General features: G+C 58.8%; 15 protein-coding genes. 8 read left to right on the top strand and 7 right to left on the bottom strand.

The window, feature by feature from the left end:
• Positions 1-19: 19 nt before the first annotated feature.
• Positions 20-577, bottom strand: coding sequence for a DNA-3-methyladenine glycosylase I (locus RGV59_RS06015; RefSeq protein ID WP_017848961.1), 558 nt, complete (start codon positions 575-577; stop codon positions 20-22).
• Positions 578-658: 81 nt separating this feature from the next.
• Between RGV59_RS06015 and glyQ the strand changes: the two genes are divergently transcribed.
• The 4 genes from glyQ (at position 659) to RGV59_RS05995 (ending at position 5,055) form a co-directional block, all read left to right on the top strand.
• The gene (gene glyQ / locus RGV59_RS06010; RefSeq protein ID WP_003213601.1) at positions 659-1,612 is read left to right on the top strand and encodes a glycine--tRNA ligase subunit alpha; all 954 of its coding nucleotides are present in this window, start codon (positions 659-661) and stop codon (positions 1,610-1,612) included.
• Positions 1,609-3,663, top strand: coding sequence for a glycine--tRNA ligase subunit beta (glyS, locus tag RGV59_RS06005; RefSeq protein WP_017848960.1), 2,055 nt, complete (start codon positions 1,609-1,611; stop codon positions 3,661-3,663). Before glyQ ends, glyS begins: the two co-directional genes overlap by 4 nt.
• On the top strand, positions 3,663-4,202 hold the full coding sequence (gene gmhB, locus RGV59_RS06000) for a D-glycero-beta-D-manno-heptose 1,7-bisphosphate 7-phosphatase (RefSeq protein ID WP_169850580.1): 540 nt from the start codon (positions 3,663-3,665) through the stop codon (positions 4,200-4,202). The genes glyS and gmhB overlap by 1 nt, the downstream gene beginning before the upstream one ends.
• Before the next feature lie 82 nt (positions 4,203-4,284).
• The gene (locus RGV59_RS05995; protein WP_017848958.1) at positions 4,285-5,055 is read left to right on the top strand and encodes a lysophospholipid acyltransferase family protein; all 771 of its coding nucleotides are present in this window, start codon (positions 4,285-4,287) and stop codon (positions 5,053-5,055) included.
• A 182-nt stretch (positions 5,056-5,237) separates the two neighbouring features.
• Here the strand turns inward: RGV59_RS05995 and RGV59_RS05990 are convergent, their stop codons facing one another.
• A complete protein-coding gene (locus RGV59_RS05990) occupies positions 5,238-7,511 on the bottom strand; it encodes a CHASE2 domain-containing protein (RefSeq protein WP_322246918.1) in 2,274 nt (757 codons plus the stop codon).
• A 437-nt stretch (positions 7,512-7,948) separates the two neighbouring features.
• On the opposite strand from RGV59_RS05990, the gene RGV59_RS05985 reads away from it, so the two are divergent.
• Positions 7,949-8,671, top strand: coding sequence for a response regulator transcription factor (locus RGV59_RS05985; protein WP_017848955.1), 723 nt, complete (start codon positions 7,949-7,951; stop codon positions 8,669-8,671).
• A gap of 31 nt (positions 8,672-8,702) precedes the next feature.
• Here RGV59_RS05985 and RGV59_RS05980 read toward each other — a convergent pair whose 3' ends face one another.
• From RGV59_RS05980 to RGV59_RS05965, 4 genes are all read right to left on the bottom strand, one after another.
• Positions 8,703-9,632: a LysR family transcriptional regulator gene (locus tag RGV59_RS05980; RefSeq protein ID WP_017848954.1), complete on the bottom strand. Its 930-nt coding sequence runs from the start codon at positions 9,630-9,632 to the stop codon at positions 8,703-8,705.
• Positions 9,633-9,746: 114 nt separating this feature from the next.
• Positions 9,747-10,520 carry an SDR family oxidoreductase gene (locus tag RGV59_RS05975; RefSeq protein WP_126585915.1) on the bottom strand — a complete coding sequence of 258 codons (774 nt, stop codon included), beginning with the start codon at positions 10,518-10,520 and terminating at the stop codon, positions 9,747-9,749.
• Between the two features lie 283 nt (positions 10,521-10,803).
• Positions 10,804-11,154, bottom strand: coding sequence for a hypothetical protein (locus RGV59_RS05970; protein ID WP_046381569.1), 351 nt, complete (start codon positions 11,152-11,154; stop codon positions 10,804-10,806).
• 414 nt (positions 11,155-11,568) lie between these two features.
• On the bottom strand, positions 11,569-11,916 hold the full coding sequence (locus tag RGV59_RS05965; RefSeq protein WP_017848951.1) for a hypothetical protein: 348 nt from the start codon (positions 11,914-11,916) through the stop codon (positions 11,569-11,571).
• Positions 11,917-12,115: 199 nt separating this feature from the next.
• On the opposite strand from RGV59_RS05965, the gene RGV59_RS05960 reads away from it, so the two are divergent.
• Positions 12,116-13,318 (top strand): cytochrome P450, encoded by a 1,203-nt coding sequence (locus RGV59_RS05960; protein WP_102618202.1) that lies wholly within the window; start codon positions 12,116-12,118, stop codon positions 13,316-13,318.
• A gap of 85 nt (positions 13,319-13,403) precedes the next feature.
• Here RGV59_RS05960 and norR read toward each other — a convergent pair whose 3' ends face one another.
• Positions 13,404-14,927, bottom strand: coding sequence for a nitric oxide reductase transcriptional regulator NorR (gene norR, locus RGV59_RS05955; protein ID WP_079442533.1), 1,524 nt, complete (start codon positions 14,925-14,927; stop codon positions 13,404-13,406).
• 160 nt (positions 14,928-15,087) lie between these two features.
• Between norR and norV the strand changes: the two genes are divergently transcribed.
• On the top strand, positions 15,088-16,530 hold the full coding sequence (gene norV, locus RGV59_RS05950) for an anaerobic nitric oxide reductase flavorubredoxin (RefSeq protein ID WP_102618203.1): 1,443 nt from the start codon (positions 15,088-15,090) through the stop codon (positions 16,528-16,530).
• A complete protein-coding gene (norW, locus tag RGV59_RS05945; protein ID WP_102618204.1) occupies positions 16,527-17,660 on the top strand; it encodes an NADH:flavorubredoxin reductase NorW in 1,134 nt (377 codons plus the stop codon). Before norV ends, norW begins: the two co-directional genes overlap by 4 nt.
• The last annotated feature ends 101 nt before the right edge of the window (positions 17,661-17,761 follow it).

The raw sequence follows: 17,761 nt of genomic DNA, 5'->3' as shown, positions 1-17,761 counted from the left end.
GGTGCGCAAAGCACGCATTCTAACCGGCGTTGGCCAAGTCCGCGTAACGGTCGCAGTCCTGGGTGTGGTCCATGACCATGCCCGAGGCCTGCATGAACGCGTAGCAAATGGTCGGCCCGACGAAGGTGAAGCCGGCTTTTTTCAGCGCGCGGCTCATGGCCTCGGCTTCGGCGGTAATCGCCGGGACTTCGCTGCGGTCCTTGAAGTGATTGACCTTGGGCACGCCGCCGACAAACGACCACAGCAGCCCCACCGGGTCCTCCAGCGCCAACCAGGCCGCGGCGTTGCGGCGGGTGGCGTTGAGCTTCAGACGATTGCGCACGATGCCTGGGTCGAGCATCAACGCTTCGATCTCGGCATCGCTCAGCCGCGCCAGGCGCTGTGCATCAAAACCGAACAAGACCTTTCGATAATGCTCGCGTTTGCGTAAAACGGTGATCCAGGACAGGCCCGCCTGGAACCCTTCGAGCAAAAGTAACTCGAACAAACCCTGCGCATCGCGCAGCGGCGTTCCCCACTCCTGATCGTGATAAGCCATGTACAGCGGATCTTCAGAACACCAAAAGCAGCGTGGCATAAGGCTCCAGGGGATGGTGGCGCGGCCGAATCGGGTATACTCCCGCTCTTTAAATCGCAGCCCAAGTAACAGGTGAATTTCGTGAGCCAGCCTACGCCAGCCGTGCGTACCTTCCAAGACTTGATCCTCGCCCTCCAGCAGTACTGGGCCGAGCAAGGTTGTGTGGTACTTCAGCCCTACGATATGGAAGTAGGCGCCGGCACTTTCCACACCGCTACATTCCTGCGGGCCATCGGCCCGGAAACCTGGAACGCCGCTTATGTGCAGCCCAGTCGGCGCCCGACTGACGGCCGCTACGGCGAAAACCCGAACCGTCTGCAGCATTACTACCAGTTCCAGGTGGTATTGAAGCCGAACCCGGACAACTTCCAGGAGCTGTACCTCGGCTCGCTGAAACATGTCGGCCTCGACCCGTTGGTCCACGACATCCGTTTCGTCGAAGACAACTGGGAATCGCCGACCCTGGGCGCCTGGGGCCTGGGCTGGGAAGTCTGGCTGAACGGCATGGAAGTCACGCAGTTCACCTACTTCCAGCAAGCGGGCGGCATCGAGTGCTACCCGGTGACCGGCGAGATCACCTACGGTCTCGAGCGCCTGGCCATGTACCTGCAAGGCGTGGATTCGGTCTACGACCTGGTGTGGGCAGACGGCCCGTTCGGCAAAGTGACCTACGGCGATGTGTTCCACCAGAACGAAGTGGAGCAGTCGACCTATAACTTCGAACACGCCAACGTCGAGAAGCTGTTCGAACTGTTCGACTTCTATGAAAGCGAAGCCAAGCGCCTGATCGAACTGGATCAGCCGCTGCCGTTGCCGAGCTATGAAATGGTGTTGAAGGCGTCCCATACCTTCAACCTGCTGGACGCCCGCCGCGCCATCTCGGTGACCGCGCGCCAGCAATATATTCTGCGTGTTCGCACCCTGGCGCGTTCCGTCGCCCAAGCCTACCTGCTGGCTCGCGCCAAGCTGGGCTTCCCGATGGCAACCCCGGACCTGCGTGATGAAGTGTTGGCTAAGCTGGAGGCTGCACAATGAGTGCTCAAGATTTTCTGGTTGAACTGGGCACCGAAGAGCTGCCACCCAAGGCACTGAACACCCTGGCCGATGCGTTCCTGGCCGGTATCGAAAAAGGCCTGCAAAGCGCCGGTTTGAAGTTCGAGGCGAAAAAAGTCTACGCCGCGCCGCGTCGCCTGGCGGTGTTGCTGACCGCGCTGGAAACCCAGCAGCCGGATCGCAGCATCAACCTCGACGGCCCGCCACGCCAGGCCGCCTTCGACGCCGAAGGCAACCCGACCCAAGCAGCGCTGGGCTTTGCCAAGAAGTGTGGCGTCGAGCTGAGCGAGATCGACCAGAGCGGCCCGAAACTGCGTTTCAGCCAGGTCATCAAAGGCAAGCCGACCGCCAGCCTGTTGCCGACCATCGTCGAAGACTCCCTGAACGACCTGCCGATCCCCAAGCGCATGCGCTGGGGCGCGCGCAAGGAAGAGTTCGTGCGTCCGACCCAGTGGCTGGTGATGCTGCTCGGTGACCAGGTCATCGATTGCACCATCCTTGCCCAGAAAGCCGGCCGCGATTCCCGTGGTCACCGCTTCCACCACCCGCAAAGCGTGCGTATCACCGCGCCGGCCAACTACCTCAACGACCTGCGCGCCGCCTATGTGCTGGCCGACGCCAACGAGCGTCGCGAGCTGATCAGCAAGCGCACCGAAGAGCTGGCCCGCCTGCAGGAAGGCACCGCCATCGTGCCGCCAAGCCTGCTGGACGAAGTGACCGCCCTGGTTGAATGGCCGGTGCCGCTGGTGTGCTCGTTCGAAGAACGCTTCCTCGATGTGCCGCAAGAAGCGCTGATCACCACGATGCAGGACAACCAGAAGTACTTCTGCCTGCTGGACGTGGACGGTAAGTTGCTGCCGCGCTTCATCACCGTGGCCAACATCGAAAGCAAGGACCCGCAGCAGATCATCGCAGGTAACGAAAAAGTCGTGCGCCCGCGCCTGACCGACGCCGAGTTCTTCTTCAAGCAAGACAAGAAGCAGAAGCTCGAAGACTTCAACCTGCGCCTGCAAAACGTGGTGTTCCAGGAAAAACTCGGCAGCGTCTACGACAAGGCTGTGCGCGTTTCCAAACTGGCCGCCTACATTGCCCCACGCATTGGCGGTGACGCGGCCTGGGCTGCGCGCGCCGGCCTGCTGTCCAAGTGCGACCTGGCCACCGAGATGGTCGGCGAGTTCCCGGAAATGCAAGGCGTTGCCGGTTACTACTACGCCCTCAACGACGGCGAGCCGGACGATGTCGCCCTGGCCCTGAACGAGCAGTACATGCCGCGCGGTGCTGGCGCCGAATTGCCGACCACCCTGACCGGTGCGGCCGTGGCCATTGCCGACAAGCTGGATACCCTCGTCGGGATCTTCGGCATCGGCATGCTGCCTACCGGCAGTAAAGACCCGTATGCCCTGCGCCGTGCGGCCCTGGGCGTGCTGCGGATCCTGATCGACAAGAAGCTCGACCTCGACCTGACCCAGGCCGTGGTGTTCGCAGTCGGCCAGTTCGGCGGCAAGGTCAAGCAAACCGGCCTGGCCGAGCAAGTGCTGGAGTTCGTGTTCGACCGCCTGCGTGCGCGTTACGAAGACGAAGGCGTGGACGTTTCGGTGTACCTGTCGGTACGTGCCCTGCAACCGGGTTCGGCGCTGGACTTCGACCAGCGCGTGCAAGCCGTGCAGGCCTTCCGCAAACTGCCGGAAGCCGACGCCCTGGCTGCCGTGAACAAGCGCGTGTCGAACCTGTTGAGCAAGGCCGACAACCTCGGCAATGCCGATGTCGACCCAGGCCTGTTCGCCGATGCCAAGGAGTTCTCGCTGAACTCGGCCATCGCCAAGGCGGAAAATGCGGTGAAACCGTTGATCGCCGAACGCAACTACGCCGAAGCACTGGCGCGCCTGGCCACCTTGCGCGAGCCGGTGGATGCGTTCTTCGAAGCGGTGATGATCAATGCCGAAGATGCCGGCGTGCGGAAAAACCGCTACGCCATGCTGGCGCGTTTGCGCGGTCTGTTCATCAACATCGCTGACATTTCCGTATTGGGCTGATCATGTTGAAACTGCTGATTCTCGATCGGGACGGGGTGATCAATTACGACTCCGACGCTTACATCAAGTCGGTGGAGGAATGGATACCACTGCCCGGCGCGATCGAGGCCATCGCGCAGTTGAGCAAGGCCGGTTGGACGGTGGCCGTCGCCACCAACCAGTCCGGCATCGCCCGCGGCTACTACGACATCGCTACCCTGGACGCCATGCACGCGCGCTTGCGCACGTTGGTGGCGGAGCAGGGCGGTGAGGTGGGGCTGGTGGTGTACTGCCCCCACGGGCCGGATGAGGGCTGCGATTGCCGCAAACCCAAGCCTGGCATGTTGAAAACCATTTCAGAACATTACAACGTGCCCCTGGCTGGGCTATGGTTCGTCGGGGATAGCCTCGGTGACCTGGAGGCGGCCAAAGCCGTCGACTCTCAGCCAGTTTTGGTAAAAACCGGGAAAGGCGAAAAGACCCAGGCGAAAAACCTGCCGGTAGGCACCTTGATTTTTGACGATCTGGCGGCGGTTGCCGCAGAACTTATCAACAACTAGCCGCCCTCGACTGCCTGACCAAGGACTGTTCGGGAGTGCGCCTTCAACAGGCGGGCTGTGTCCCGCAACGGTAAATGCCGCCATGTCGATTTTGCAGGCCATCAGAACCTTCTTCTTTTACCTGCTGTTGGGCACCAGTTCGTTTCTCTGGTGCACCCTGAGCTTTTTTATCGCGCCTTTTCTGCCGTTCAAGGCGCGCTATCGCTTCATCAACGTCTATTGGTGCCGCTGCGCGCTGTGGCTGACCAAGGTGTTCCTGAACATCCGCTTCGAGGTCAAGGGCGCGGAAAACGTCCCGGATCAGCCCTGCGTGATTCTGTCGAACCACCAGAGCACGTGGGAGACGTTCTTCCTCTCGGCGTACTTCTCGCCCCTGAGCCAAGTGCTCAAGCGCGAGCTGCTGTATGTGCCGTTCTTCGGCTGGGCGATGGCGATGCTGCGCCCGATCGCCATCGACCGCGACAACCCCAAGGCGGCGCTCAAGCATGTGGCCAAAAAGGGCGACGAGCTGCTCAAGGACGGCGTCTGGGTGCTGATCTTTCCGGAAGGTACGCGTGTGCCCTACGGCACCGTCGGCAAGTTCTCACGTGGCGGCACGGCATTGGCTGTCAACGCCCACCTGCCCGTGTTGCCGATTGCACATAATGCCGGCAAATACTGGCCAAAAACCGGTTGGGCAAAACGTGCTGGCACCATCACCGTGGTGATCGGGGAACCGATGTACGCCGAAGGTGAAGGGCCGCGTGCAATTGCCGCACTGAATGACCGCGCCGCCGCCTGGAATGAAGCCCAGCAACGCGCCATGGGTTCGCTGCCGCCGGAGCCGGTGGCGGTGGACACGCCGGTGGCCTGATCATCTGTGGATAACCTGTGTACGGTTTGTTGGCAAAATGGCATTTTCTCTTCATAACAAGATGATTTTATTAGATATTTCCTGAACTCATAAAAATACTAAAAACGTGCATAAGTTTTTTTTGGATAAAAAAACCGGTCCTTGAGACCGGTTTTTTATACACAGCGCAAAAGCACGTGTAGTCAGTCTTCCAACTGGGGCAGCTGCAGGGTGAATGTGGTGCCTTTGCCCACCACGCTTTCGCAGCAGATACGGCCACCGTGCCGCTCCACAACGGCCTTGACCATGGTCAGGCCCAACCCAAGGCCTTCGCTGCCCTGGGCAGAATCGAAGCGGCGGTACTGGCTGAACAGTTCCGGCAAGTCCTTTGCCGCAATGCCCGGGCCCTGGTCGCTGATGCGACACTCCAGCCAACCTTGCGCGCTGCCGTGGCTCAACCTCACGGTGGTGCCGGCCGGCGAGTATTTGATCGCGTTCTCCAGCACGTTGAACAACGCGCGGGTGAGCAGGGATTGATCGGCCGACACCATGCCTTCATCCGCTTCATCCAGGTCGTGGATCAACTGGATACCCTTGAGCTGCGCAATCACCGCCACCTGATCGAACGCATCCATCACCAGCATGGCAAACAGGCTTGGCTGGAAGTGGTAGCCGTCAGCCTCGGCTTTCGCCAGTTGTACGAACGATTCGGTGAGGCTCAAGGCGCGTCGAACCTGTTGCTCGATCTGGGCAAACACCGGCGACTCCGCGTTATGCACATCCAGTAACGCGAGGATCGCCGAGTGCGGCGCGCGCAGGTCGTGGGACAGGAAGCGCAGCATGGTTTCGCGGTGTTGCTGGGCTTCGCGCTCCTTGCTCAAGTCGGTCAGGCTGAGCAGCCAGCCGAGGGCGACATCGCCTTCGGCGGGCAGCAAGGGTGCGATTTCCATGCGCAGGCTGCGTTGGTGGATGTCCCGGAACTCGACGATTTCCAGGGCGGACAAGGCAGGGCGCACGCCGTTATGCAGGGGTGGATAACCCAGGTCGGCGAGCTGTTCGAGCAGGTTTTGGTTGACCAGATCATTGCCGAATACTTCACGGGCAATGCGGTTGGCCAACAGGATGTTGCCCCGCGGGTCGGTGATCAGGGTCGCCACCGGCAGGCACTCAAGGCCATCGGCCATGAAGCGTCGGGTGTCACGGGTGCGGCTGACGGCCTGCTCCAGGGCAAAGATGCGCCCTTGCAACACATCGCCTTTGTTCGCGGGCGCTCGGCGGCGTTCGGGCAGCACCTTGGGTTCGTTGTCCAGGCGCGCCAGTTCCCAGCCAAAGTAGGCAAGGATCACGCTCAGGCGGCGCCAGTTCCAGATCAGGTAGCTGAGCAACATACCGATCAGGCAGGCCGCGGGCGACCACCAATGGCCAAGGCGTAACAGCGCCCACGCGCCGAGCAACGCGCCGGCCATGCAAGCCAAGGTCATCCACAGCGCGTAGCGTGGGCGGTACAGCAAAAGGCCGAGCAACAACGCCACCCAGGCAGTGGCGATCAGTGCCGCGAGCCAGCCGGGGAGGTCGACGATGCTGCGCTCCTGCAGCAAGCCGTTGAGCACATTGGCCTGGATTTCCACACCGGCGGTGGTATCCGGAGTGGAGGAGAGCGGCGTCACAAAACGGTCCCCCAGCCCATAGGCGCTGGCGCCCACCAGGATCAGGCGGTCGCGCAGCAATTCGGCCGGCACTTCGCCGTGCAATACGCTGGCGTAGGACACACTGGGAAACCCATGCGGCTCAGACGTGGACGGGACGCGAACTCTATATTCCCGATGCCAGCGCTGACTGTTGGGTTGTTCGCTGCGTCCCGGCATTTGCGCGGTTTGCCCGCTCAACGTATACGCCAGCCATGCCAACTGCGGCAGGGTGTTCCCAGGCGGGCCTTCACGCAGATACAGGCTGCGGACGGCACCGTCGCTGTCTGCTTCGACGTTGATATGGCCCAGCCCCTTGGCGCAATTGAGCAGCGGCAACAGTTGTTCGCCCGGCTGGCTCGCGCCGCCATCACGTTCCAGGGGAAGCAAAACATTCCCGGCGTTGCACACGGCATTGGCCAGGCGCAGGTCATCCGCGGCGTTGCGCGGCTCACTGAAGATCACATCGAACAAGATACCCGCGGGTTGGGCAGCGCTCAGACGGTTGATGACGTCGGCATGCAGGCTGCGCGGCCATGGCCATTGGCCGAGCTTTTTCAGGCTCTGGTCATCGATGGTCACCAGCAAAATGCGTGGATCGACCGGCAGAGGGGTCAGGCGGCGCAGGTCGTCATACAGCGGGTTATTGAAGGCCAGGCCCGCACTTAAGGACAAATATGCAGTAAAGGGCAGCAACACCAGGCCAATCCACAGCCACTCCCGAAACAGACCATGGAACAACAACTGCGCCTGGGTGGGCTGGCGTTTTTCGGCCTTGCGCCACAGCATCACAGGGCGACCGCCAGGAACCCGCACCGCTGCTGAAAATGGACAGTTGAAGATGTCATAGACCCGGTTTCTCCCTCCAGGTGGTGCGCGGTGTGGTGCTGAACCCAGTGAAGCTCATTTTGATCGCCCCGGGGTTTTTCCTGAGTGCGTTCGTTGAAACATACCGTACATCGGGGCGCAGTATCAGCTACCCGCACGGCTATGCAATGCCAGCGGCACTGATCCTTTTCCTTACGCGCGGGAGTCGGTATCTTTCCCCCTGAGTCGCATGGTTTTTCAAAGCGTTAACGGCCCTTTGATATCAGCGTACCGAGAGATCCAAAGGGTCGTTGAATCTGAGCACAATTCTTCAGATTCAATGACTGGCATCTGCGCAGCAAGGACGCCCGCTCTTCGACCGGCCGACAGCTGAAATATTTCCAAGTAGAAAGGACCCACCCATGCGTGTCGCAATACTGGATGACGAACCCGCTGAATTGCAGCGGGTGGAACAGACACTGCGACAGATCCCCAGCAACCTGGAACAGCCCTGGTCTGTGCATTGCTTCGAACGCGGTGAAGACCTGCTGCGCCAACTGCGCCGGGAAACCTTCGACCTACTGATCCTCGACTGGCAGCTGCCCGACATCAGCGGCATCGCCTTGCTGCGCTGGACCCGTGAACACATGGAATCGCCTCCGGCGGTGATCATGCTCACCAGCCGCGATGCCGAGAGCGATATCGTCACCGCCCTGAACAGCGGCGCCGACGATTACGTCAGTAAACCCTTTCGCCCGAATGAACTCAAAGCCCGGGTCAACGCCGTCCTGCGCCGCCACGGTCTGCAAAAGTCGGCGACGTCTGAAGTGCAAAGTTTCAACGACCTGACCTTTGACGACGCCGAACTGACCGTCACCCGCGCGGGCAAACCGATCAACCTGACCGAACGTGAATACCGCCTGGCCAGTTGCCTGTTCGCCAACCTGGCGCGGCCGCTGTCTCGCGAGTATCTGTATGAGCGGTTCTGGAGCCATGAAGAAATGGTCTCGTCGCGGCCGCTGGACACACATATCTATCGGCTGCGGAACAAGCTGGGGTTAACCGCGGATCGGGGTTGGCAGTTGTTGACGATCTATGGATACGGCTACCGGTTGGAGAGTGTGGCGGCCGCCTCAGCGGGTTAAAATGCCGATGTTCCACGTGGAGCATTTGGCTTTATTGATGCAGAGGGACGTGGCGGCTATCCAAATACGGCCGCATCAATGCCTCGAACCACTCGTGGAACACATCCAGTCGCTGCGAACGCTGCCGGCGGTGCGGGTAGAGCAGGGATACCGGCATCGAAGCGGCACAGTAACTCGACATGACCTCCACCAGTTGTCGTGAGTCCAGCAGGTGTTGGACGTCGAAGCGCGGGATCTGGATCAACCCCAACCCTGCAAGGCAGCAAGCGATATAGCTTTCGGCATTGTTCACGATCACCCGGCTCGGCACGTCGAACCGCTGCACGCTGCCGTCGCCGGACAGGTATTCCCAAGGCAGTTCCTTGCCCGACTTCGGCGACGCATAGCCGATGGTCCAATGTCCGTCGAGTAGCTGCGCAGGCTGCTGAGGCTCTCCATGCTCAAGCAGATAGGCCGGGCTCGCACAATTGATCAAGGCAATCTGACCCAGCGGCCGCACCACAAGACTGCTGTCATGCAGCGCGCCAACGCGCACCGCACAGTCCACACCTTCCTGCACCAGATCGATGGCCCGGTCGGTCGAACCCAAAATCAATTGAAGCAGGGGATGACAACGCAACAGGCCGGGCAGCGCTGGCGCGATGACGCGGCGGGCAATGCGGCTGGGCACATCGATGATCAGCCGGCCGGAGACTTGCCGCTGGCTGGCCTGGAATAACTGGTCGATGTCTTCGACGTTGCACAACACCGGGCGCACACGGCTGAGCAATTGCTCCCCATCGGGTGTCAGCCGTACCTGCCGCGTCGTGCGATGCAGCAGGCGCACGCCCAGTTGAGCCTCTAACTGCTGGATGGCCGCAGACACCGACGCTCGTGGCATCTCCAGCGCGTTGGCAGCTTTGATGAAGCTGCCCATCTCGGCCACTTTGGCGAATACGCGGTACTGGTCGAATCTGTCCATGATCTGCCCTGCCGATGGTCCCGACGTCAGCCTGCCCAGGGGCGCCTGCTCTGCGTCGATTGTACGGCGCCCCAGCAGCGGATGGCGACGAAGATCACACTGCGGATAATGGTTTTACTTGGTGGTGTACCCGCCATTGATGAGAATGGTCTGGCCGGTGATCCACCAGCCGTCACTGACCAGATGGCGAATGAAAGGCACCACGTCCTCGATGTCGGTCAGGCCTGTTTTGCTGAACGGCGAGAGCGCGGCGGCGGTCTTGTGATAGGCCACCGCGTCGGCGCCTTCGGCCGGGTAGAAGAACGGCGTATCCATCGGCCCCGGACCGACCGCTGTCACCGAAATGCCGCGGGCGCCCAATTCTTTGGAGGCCGCTCGGGTGTAGTGTTCGACCGGCGCCTTGGTGCCGGCATAAGCGGCATAGAACGGCGTGAAGGCGCCCAGCAGCGACGTCACTATCGTGCAGATCTTGCCATGGTCGTTGAGGTGCTTGCCCGCCTCCTTGAGGAAGAAGAAAGCGGTCTTGGAGTTGACCGCGCTCATCTCGTCGTATTCGGCTTCACTCACCTCGGCCATCGGCTTCTTGAGCACCTTGCCAACGGTGTTGATGGCGATGTCGGGTTTGCCGACCGCGGCGATGGTATCGGCGAACAACCTCTCGATGGCGCCGGCCGTCGTCAGATCCCCCTGCAGCGCGACGGCCTGTGCGCCGCTGGCCTGAACGGCGGCAACCGTGGCATCGGCATCAACCTTGGACGCGGCGCTGTTGTAATGGATCGCGACAGCCTTGGCACCCTGTGCGGCCAAATCACGGGCGATGAGACCGCCAAGGTTCTTCGCGCCACCCGCGATGAGAACGACTTTGCCTTTAATGGAATGGTCTGCCATGGAGAATCTCCTTCACGAATCGATGGAGAATCGAGATTAGGCCGCTTCAACGCGGCGATAAACCGTGGATGACTGGATGAATAATCCAGAAAAACACCCCAATCAGGCAGATTGGAGTGGGGAAGGTCACGTAATAAAAACCCGGATCGAATGCAAAAAAAGCCCGCGATTTGGCGGGCTCTTTTCGTGATGTTCAGCTAATCGGTGAGGATTAGCCGAACCATCTATGTGTGCAACTCCACGGAGGGCCTGGAATGCTTGGGAAGACGCAGACGGGAGCCTCTTACTCCTCAGATGCCACCAGTCGCACACCTTTACGCGTGACCTGTTGCCCGACTTCAAAACGCCCATTGGGTGAGCGCACCGTACTAATCTCGCCTTGCGCGTTTTTCACTTCATAAGCGGTTTCAGACTTGCCAATGCCTCCTTGCACCGCACTGCCGGCAAAAAAACCGCCAGCTGCGCCGACTAATGCTCCAATCGGGCCGCCTACCGCGCCAACCATCATTCCGGTCAAAACGCCGACCCCCTTGCCGGCGGTTGTGTCGGGGACTACACGGATTATCTGGTCTGCCTGGCATAGCGGAGACAGCAGTGTACACAGGGTGAAACTGAGCGCGATGGTACGAGTCATGAGATTGTCCCTTTGGGGTTTGCGTTAAGTTCATTACCTAATACACAAACCGGGCCAACAATTTTATTGTTTAATATCAACTAGTTAAATAACAACACTGTCATTATGACCTAAATTGAAAAAGGTCATAATGACAAAGAAATAGTCAATATGACTTCCTATCGCCGGTTGAGGCAATTTGTTGAAGGGAGGGGTTGAACAGCGCTCAACGTTCTACAGAGCCGCTATGCGTCATGAGCGAAGATCGAGTTGTTGCACTTGAGATAGCGTTGAAACGGTGATGGCGATCGACAGAAATAATGGAATTGATATTGATCAACTATGCAGACAATCAATTGGCGCGATAATCGCAACGGCGCAATGACCTGGGCTCTAACGTTCAAACCCCACATTGAGGGCCCAGGTTATCTGGAATCAAAAAGGCAGCGGCAGGGGGAGGGCAACGGCATTCAGATGGCCCAGGAAGAGAAAGCCCGAAACCAATACCGCGTTGATCGACCAGGCCACCGTGAGGAAACGAGCGATCTGACCGTAGAGGGGGTCACTGACATTATCCGCATTGCGCCATACCGCATTGAGCATGCACGCGGTGTAGGCCACAAAACCCAGCAGCATTAGACCAAACAGGGAGGGTGCAACTTTGTTGAAGGCGACCAGAATCAGGCCAAACAGTACATTGCTGAGCACCACCCCATAGAGCCAGAACACCACCCACAGCGCAGTGCTGCCCTGCGAGTTTACCCACTGCTGAAGCTTACTCATCACAACCCCCTGGCTAGCTAATAGCCGATTTCCCTATAAGCCCGTACAGACTTCACCCAAGTGATGCCGACGTAGGGACGTCGTGCATGGTTTCAGTCTAGCGGGTATTTCCTACATGTCCCGACCGAGTACAAGTAGGCCGACAAACCTTGCTTCCTTGTTTCCGGGTTCTCAGCGGGACGGGTTTATGGAGTAAACGATGGACAAGAAATCGCTACCGGATTGGGATCCCAGGTCTGAAGCCGTATTAAAGGATCAGACGACAGCCTATGACGACATGCGCCACCGTTGCCCGGTCGCACACAGTCAATATGGCTATACGTCGTTATTCAGGCATGCGGATGTGCTGCGCGTACTTAACGATCATGAAACCTTCAGCAATGCCGTCTCGCGTTTCCCCGCGGTCCCCAACGGAATGGATCCGCCCGAACATACGGCGTACCGGAACCTCATCGAGCGTTATTTCAGCCCGGAGCATATGGATGCCTTTGCGCCGACGTGCCGTGACATAGCGGTTCGTCTGGTGCAGGCATTACCGGATGAAGGCCGTGCAGAACTGATCGGCGAATTTGCCCAGATCTTTGCGTTGCAGATCCAGTGTGCCTGGCTGGGTTGGCCGGCGGATTTTCATGAACCGCTGCGCCTGTGGACGCTGAAGAATCACTCGGCCACGCTGTCCAGAGACGAGGCGGCCCTGAGTGCCGTGGCCCTTGAGTTTGACGGTTACATCAAGGATCTGCTGGACGTGCGCCGTACCGCTGGCGCTGCTGCGTCGCATGACATCACGACCCTCTTGCTACGCGACCAGTCCTTGGGAAGGCCCCTGACGGACGACGAGATCGTCAGCATTCTACGTAACTGGACAGTCGGCGAACTCGGAACCATTTCCGCCTCGGTCGGCATTCTTGCGCACTATCTGGCGACCAACTTCGGGTGGCAGCAGCGATTGCGCGAACAACCCGCGCTGTTACCTGTCGCCATTGATGAAATACTGCGTATTCATGCACCACTGATCATGAACCGTCGGGTGACTACGAAAGAGGTCACGCTGGGCGGGCGCACGCTGGCGAAGGGTTCGCGTATTGCCCTCAACTGGGCGTCTGCCAATCGGGACGAAGCGGTCTTTGGAGATCCCGATGAATTGCGCCTCGATCGCGATCCCGAGCTGAACCTGCTCTATGGCGCCGGCATTCATGTCTGCCCCGGTGCGCCGCTTGCCAGACTGGAACTACGGATCGTGATGGAGGAACTGCTTGGACGCACCAGCCGGATTACGCTGGCGCCGGATAAAGAACCAGTGAACGCGTTTTTCCCTGCCGGTGGGTTTTCTTCTCTACACCTGCAGATTCAGAAACCGCCGTCCCAACCGCTGGGCGCCGGCCTTCCCCTCGAGATCCGATAGCGTTTTATGCTGGACCGCTTGGCGGCAAGGGCGACATGTGGGTCAGCATGACTGACCTGCATTGAGCCCTGATCGGCCGCGAGTGTTATTTCAAACCGAGCCGCTTCGCCAGTCGGTGCAGGTTGGCCACATCCATATCGAGCATTCGCGCACAGGCAGACCAGTTATCTGCGCAATTTTTCAGCGTGTTTTCAATCAGCTGACGCTGGAAGCTATCCGTCGCATCCCGTAGGCATTGGCCAACGCTGCTGGAAGGAACATCCACAGCAACAGGCAGTATCGCCAGCTGTTCGGGTACTTGATTGAAATGCTGTGCTTCCAGCAGCAGCTCTTCACTTTGCTGGGTCGCACGAGCAAGGATTGTCGCTCGATAAACAGCATGTTCCAGTTCGCGAACGTTTCCTGGCCACGAGTACTGCTTGAGCAACGACAGGCAACCGGCAGCCAACGCCACCCGTTGCAATCCCATGCGTACCCGGCTCTGCTCGCAGAAAAAACCCGCTAGCAATGTGATGTCCTGCCCACGCTCACGCAGTGGCGGCACATGCACAGGGAACACGCTTAACCGGTGGAACAGGTCGACCCGGAAGCGATTGTTCAGCACCTCCTGCTTCAGGTCACGATTGGTCGCGGCAAGCACCCTTACGTTGACCCGCAAGACGGTATCGTCACCGACCCGTTGCAGGTCGCCGTATTGCAATACCCGCAACAGTTTTGCTTGCAGGCTCAGCGACAGTTCACCGATTTCGTCGAGGAACAGTGTGCCGTTATCGGCCATTTCGAACTTGCCGGTGCGATGATGGATCGCCCCGGTGAAGGCACCTTTGACATGGCCGAACAACTCACTTTCAGCCACTGACTCCGGCAGCGCAGCGCAGTTTAGATAGACCACAGGGTGACTGGCGCGTGATGAACCTTCATGTATCGCCTTGGCGACCAGTTCCTTGCCGACCCCGGTTTCTCCAGTGATCAAAACGTTCAGGTCGGAACCTGCCACCATTTCGATCTCTCTTTTCAACTGTTGCATGACCTCGCTGAGCCCGACCATTTCGGTGCCGGGTTTGCCCGCCGGGACATGACTGATGGAGAGAGGCGTAATGGTCTGACTCTCGAGTTGCTCGACCAGCAACGCATTGGTCAAGGCAGCAGAAGCGAGGGCGCCCACCAGTCGCAGCTCTTCGTCGCTGAAGTGATCAAACTGTGCCGGGTCCATGCCATCGATCGTCAGCGCGCCAATCAGCGTCTGGTCCGCGAACAACGGTAACCCGATGCAGGCATGTACTTTGAGGTCCTGCCGGCTCGGGATCAGGCCGTCATAGGGATCAGGCAAATGACTCTCTGCCGGAAAGCGCACCACGTCACCGGCGCGAGCGATGGCTTCCAGACGCGGATGGGCATCAAGGCTGAAGCGGCGCCCCAGAACATCCGGTGCCAGGCCATCGATCGCCAGCGGACGGAACAGTCGCTGTTCATAACGTAACAAGGCAGAGGCGTCGCAACCGAGCAATTGGCGCAGGGTATTGATCAGACGTTGAAAGCGGTCCTGATGGGAAATGCCACTTTGCAGCTCAATAGCGATGCGTGCCAGGGATTCAACGGAGAGACTCATGGTTTGTCACTTTGACAATGAATTAGTCATAAAGACAATAGTCGGCCAATGTCATATTGACAATCATTGTTTTATTTTTCCTTTTAAATCAACGGTTTATTATGTGGCACGAAGGTTGCCATCTTCGGTGTAGAACATCATTTCTATACCGAGGTAGGTCATGTCAATTCACGTCAAAAACAACATTCATTGGGTCGGTCAGCGCGATTGGGAAGTGCGGGACTTTCATGGCACAGAATACAAATGCCACAAAGGCAGCAGCTATAACAGCTACCTGATCCGTGAAGAAAAGACCGTACTGATTGATACGGTTGATCACAGGTTCAGTCGGGAATTCATACAGAACCTGGCGATGGAAATCGACCTGAACACGCTGGACTGTATCGTCATCAACCATGCGGAAGAGGACCATGCAGGAGCGCTGACAGAGTTGATGTCGCTGATCCCGAATACGCCGATCTATTGCACCGCCAATGGTGTGGACTCGATCAACGGTCATCACCATCATCCCGAGTGGAATTTCCACGTCGTCCATACCGGCGACACCCTGGATGTCGGCAATGGCAAACAGCTGGTTTTCGTGGAAACCCCGATGCTGCATTGGCCGGACAGCATGATGACGTACATGACCGGCGATGCCGTTCTGTTCAGTAACGACGCCTTTGGCCAGCATTACTGCGACGAACACCTGTTTAATGATGAAGTGGATCAAAACGAACTGTTCGAACAGTGCCAACGCTACTACGCCAATATCCTCACCCCATTCAGTCGCCTGGTCATTGCCAAGATTACCGAGATCCTCGGTTTCAACCTGCCGGTCGATATGATTGCCACCGCTCATGGCGTGGTGTGGCGGGATAATCCGACGCAGATCGTGCACCGCTATCTGGAATGGGCGGCGGACTATCAGGAGGATCGCATCACCCTGTTCTACGACACCATGTCGAACAACACCCGCATGATGGCCGATGCCATCGCGCAGGGTATTCACGAAGTCGATCCCGGTGTGGCGGTGAAGATTTTCAACGTCGCGCGCCACGACAAGAATGAGATTCTGACCAACGTGTTCCGCTCAAAAGGCGTTTTGGTGGGCTCGTCCACCATGAACAACGTGATGATGCCGAAAGTCGCCGCGCTGCTGGAGGAAATAACCGGGCTGCGTTTTCGTGACAAAAAGGCTTCGGCGTTTGGCAGTTACGGCTGGAATGGCGGGGCGGTAGACCGTATCCAGACACGCTTGATGGACGCTGGTTTTGAAACCACATTGGCGCTCAAAGCCAAGTGGCGGCCGGACGGTGACGCGCTTGAGGTTTGCCGGGCTCATGGCCGCGAAATCGCTCGGCAATGGGCGCTGCATCCATCGACGGCTGCACATGTCGTACCCGCTGCAGCCACCGCAACTGCCCAGGCAGACCCCATCGCGGACAACGGCCTGCGCATGCGCTGCAGTGTCTGCCAATGGATTTACGACCCCGCGATCGGCGAGCCGATGCAGGATGTGCAGGCCGGTACGGCCTGGTGTGATGTGCCTGATTACTTCCTGTGCCCTGAATGTTCAATGGGTAAATCGGTATTCGATGAGCTGCCTTCGGAGGCGACATGAACCGGGAAATCGTCATTGTGGGCTCCGGCTTCGCGGCTCGTCAGGTGGTCAAGAACTTGCGCCGGCTCGATGCAGCGGTGCCCATTCGATTGATCGCTGCAGACAGTTGCGATGAGTACAACAAGCCCGACCTGAGTCACGTCGTCAGTCTCAATCAGACTGCCGACGACATGACTCGCCAGCCTGCGGCAGAGTTTGCCGAGATGTATCGGTTGACCCTGAACTCGTGCTGCCAGCTCACTGCGATTGACCGCGAAAACCAGCGTGTTAGCGCCGGTAATGAGGCATTCAGCTACGACCAACTGATTCTCGCCACGGGGGCGCAAGCCATGGTTCCGCCGATTCCCGGGCGGGAGTGGATGGTGACTCTGAACAGCCAGCAGGAATACCGTCATGCACAACATGCACTGCGGGCTGCACAGCGCGTACTGATCCTCGGGGCCGGCTTGATTGGCAGTGAACTGGCCATGGACATCAATCGTGCCGGAAAGCAGGTGGTGCTGATGGACAAGTCCTGCAGCCTGCTCGCATCGTTGCTTCCTGTTGAGGTGAGCAGCCGCCTGCAGCACCGGTTATGCCAGATGGGTGTGGAGATGCTGTTTAACCAGGCGTTGGTATCCATTGAAAAGAGAAACGATGGCCTGTTGGCGACGTTGTCCAACGGCCGACACATCAGCGCCGATGTGATCGTTGCCTCAATTGGGTTGAAGCCCGATACGACGTTAGCCACACAGGCTGGCTTACGAGTGGACCGTGGCATTGAAGTTGATGAACGCATGTGCACCTCTGACCCACGCATATTCGCCGTTGGCGATTGCGCGCAAATCCAGGGCAAGCTACTGCCGTTTCTGCAACCTATCCAGGTAAGCGCCATGACCCTCGCGCGTAATGTGCTGGGTGGGAATGAGGAAGTTAAGTTCCCGGCGATGCTGGTGAAGGTCAAGACTCCGGAAATGCCGCTGCACCTGGCCGGAGAAACCAGCCGCAAGGACTTGCAATGGCAGATCAGCCTTGAGGCACAGGGGCTGATAGCCAGAGGCATGGATATGGCAGGGCAGTTACGTGCGTTCGTCGTCAGTGAAGACCAAATGAAGCAGGCCTTTACGCTACTACGGCAACTCTCGCTGTGAATCCAATTGGCAGAGCTCTCGCGCGTTCCTGGACATACGGGCAAAAAAAGGCCAACCCGCAGGGGTTGGCCTTTTTTGTAGCGCGCATAGTGTGAAGTTCA

Source organism: Pseudomonas sp. FG1, assembly GCF_034313875.1.
Taxonomy (GTDB): domain Bacteria; phylum Pseudomonadota; class Gammaproteobacteria; order Pseudomonadales; family Pseudomonadaceae; genus Aquipseudomonas; species Aquipseudomonas veronii.
The sequence above is the reverse complement of the archived record's forward strand: the minus strand, read 5'-3'. Positions and strand labels throughout refer to the sequence as shown.

What these genes read in the sequence shown, in the direction of transcription:
- RGV59_RS05995 (WP_017848958.1), top strand. Translation starts at nt 4,285, where the DNA reads ATGTCGATTTTGCAGGCCATCAGAACCTTCTTCTTTTACCTGCTGTTG.
- norV (WP_102618203.1), top strand. Translation starts at nt 15,088, where the DNA reads ATGTCAATTCACGTCAAAAACAACATTCATTGGGTCGGTCAGCGCGAT.
- RGV59_RS05965 (WP_017848951.1), bottom strand. Translation starts at nt 11,916, where the DNA reads ATGAGTAAGCTTCAGCAGTGGGTAAACTCGCAGGGCAGCACTGCGCTG.
- RGV59_RS05980 (WP_017848954.1), bottom strand. Translation starts at nt 9,632, where the DNA reads ATGGACAGATTCGACCAGTACCGCGTATTCGCCAAAGTGGCCGAGATG.
- RGV59_RS05970 (WP_046381569.1), bottom strand. Translation starts at nt 11,154, where the DNA reads ATGACTCGTACCATCGCGCTCAGTTTCACCCTGTGTACACTGCTGTCT.
- RGV59_RS05960 (WP_102618202.1), top strand. Translation starts at nt 12,116, where the DNA reads ATGGACAAGAAATCGCTACCGGATTGGGATCCCAGGTCTGAAGCCGTA.
- RGV59_RS06015 (WP_017848961.1), bottom strand. Translation starts at nt 577, where the DNA reads ATGCCACGCTGCTTTTGGTGTTCTGAAGATCCGCTGTACATGGCTTAT.
- glyS (WP_017848960.1), top strand. Translation starts at nt 1,609, where the DNA reads ATGAGTGCTCAAGATTTTCTGGTTGAACTGGGCACCGAAGAGCTGCCA.
- RGV59_RS05985 (WP_017848955.1), top strand. Translation starts at nt 7,949, where the DNA reads ATGCGTGTCGCAATACTGGATGACGAACCCGCTGAATTGCAGCGGGTG.
- RGV59_RS05975 (WP_126585915.1), bottom strand. Translation starts at nt 10,520, where the DNA reads ATGGCAGACCATTCCATTAAAGGCAAAGTCGTTCTCATCGCGGGTGGC.
- norR (WP_079442533.1), bottom strand. Translation starts at nt 14,927, where the DNA reads ATGAGTCTCTCCGTTGAATCCCTGGCACGCATCGCTATTGAGCTGCAA.
- norW (WP_102618204.1), top strand. Translation starts at nt 16,527, where the DNA reads ATGAACCGGGAAATCGTCATTGTGGGCTCCGGCTTCGCGGCTCGTCAG.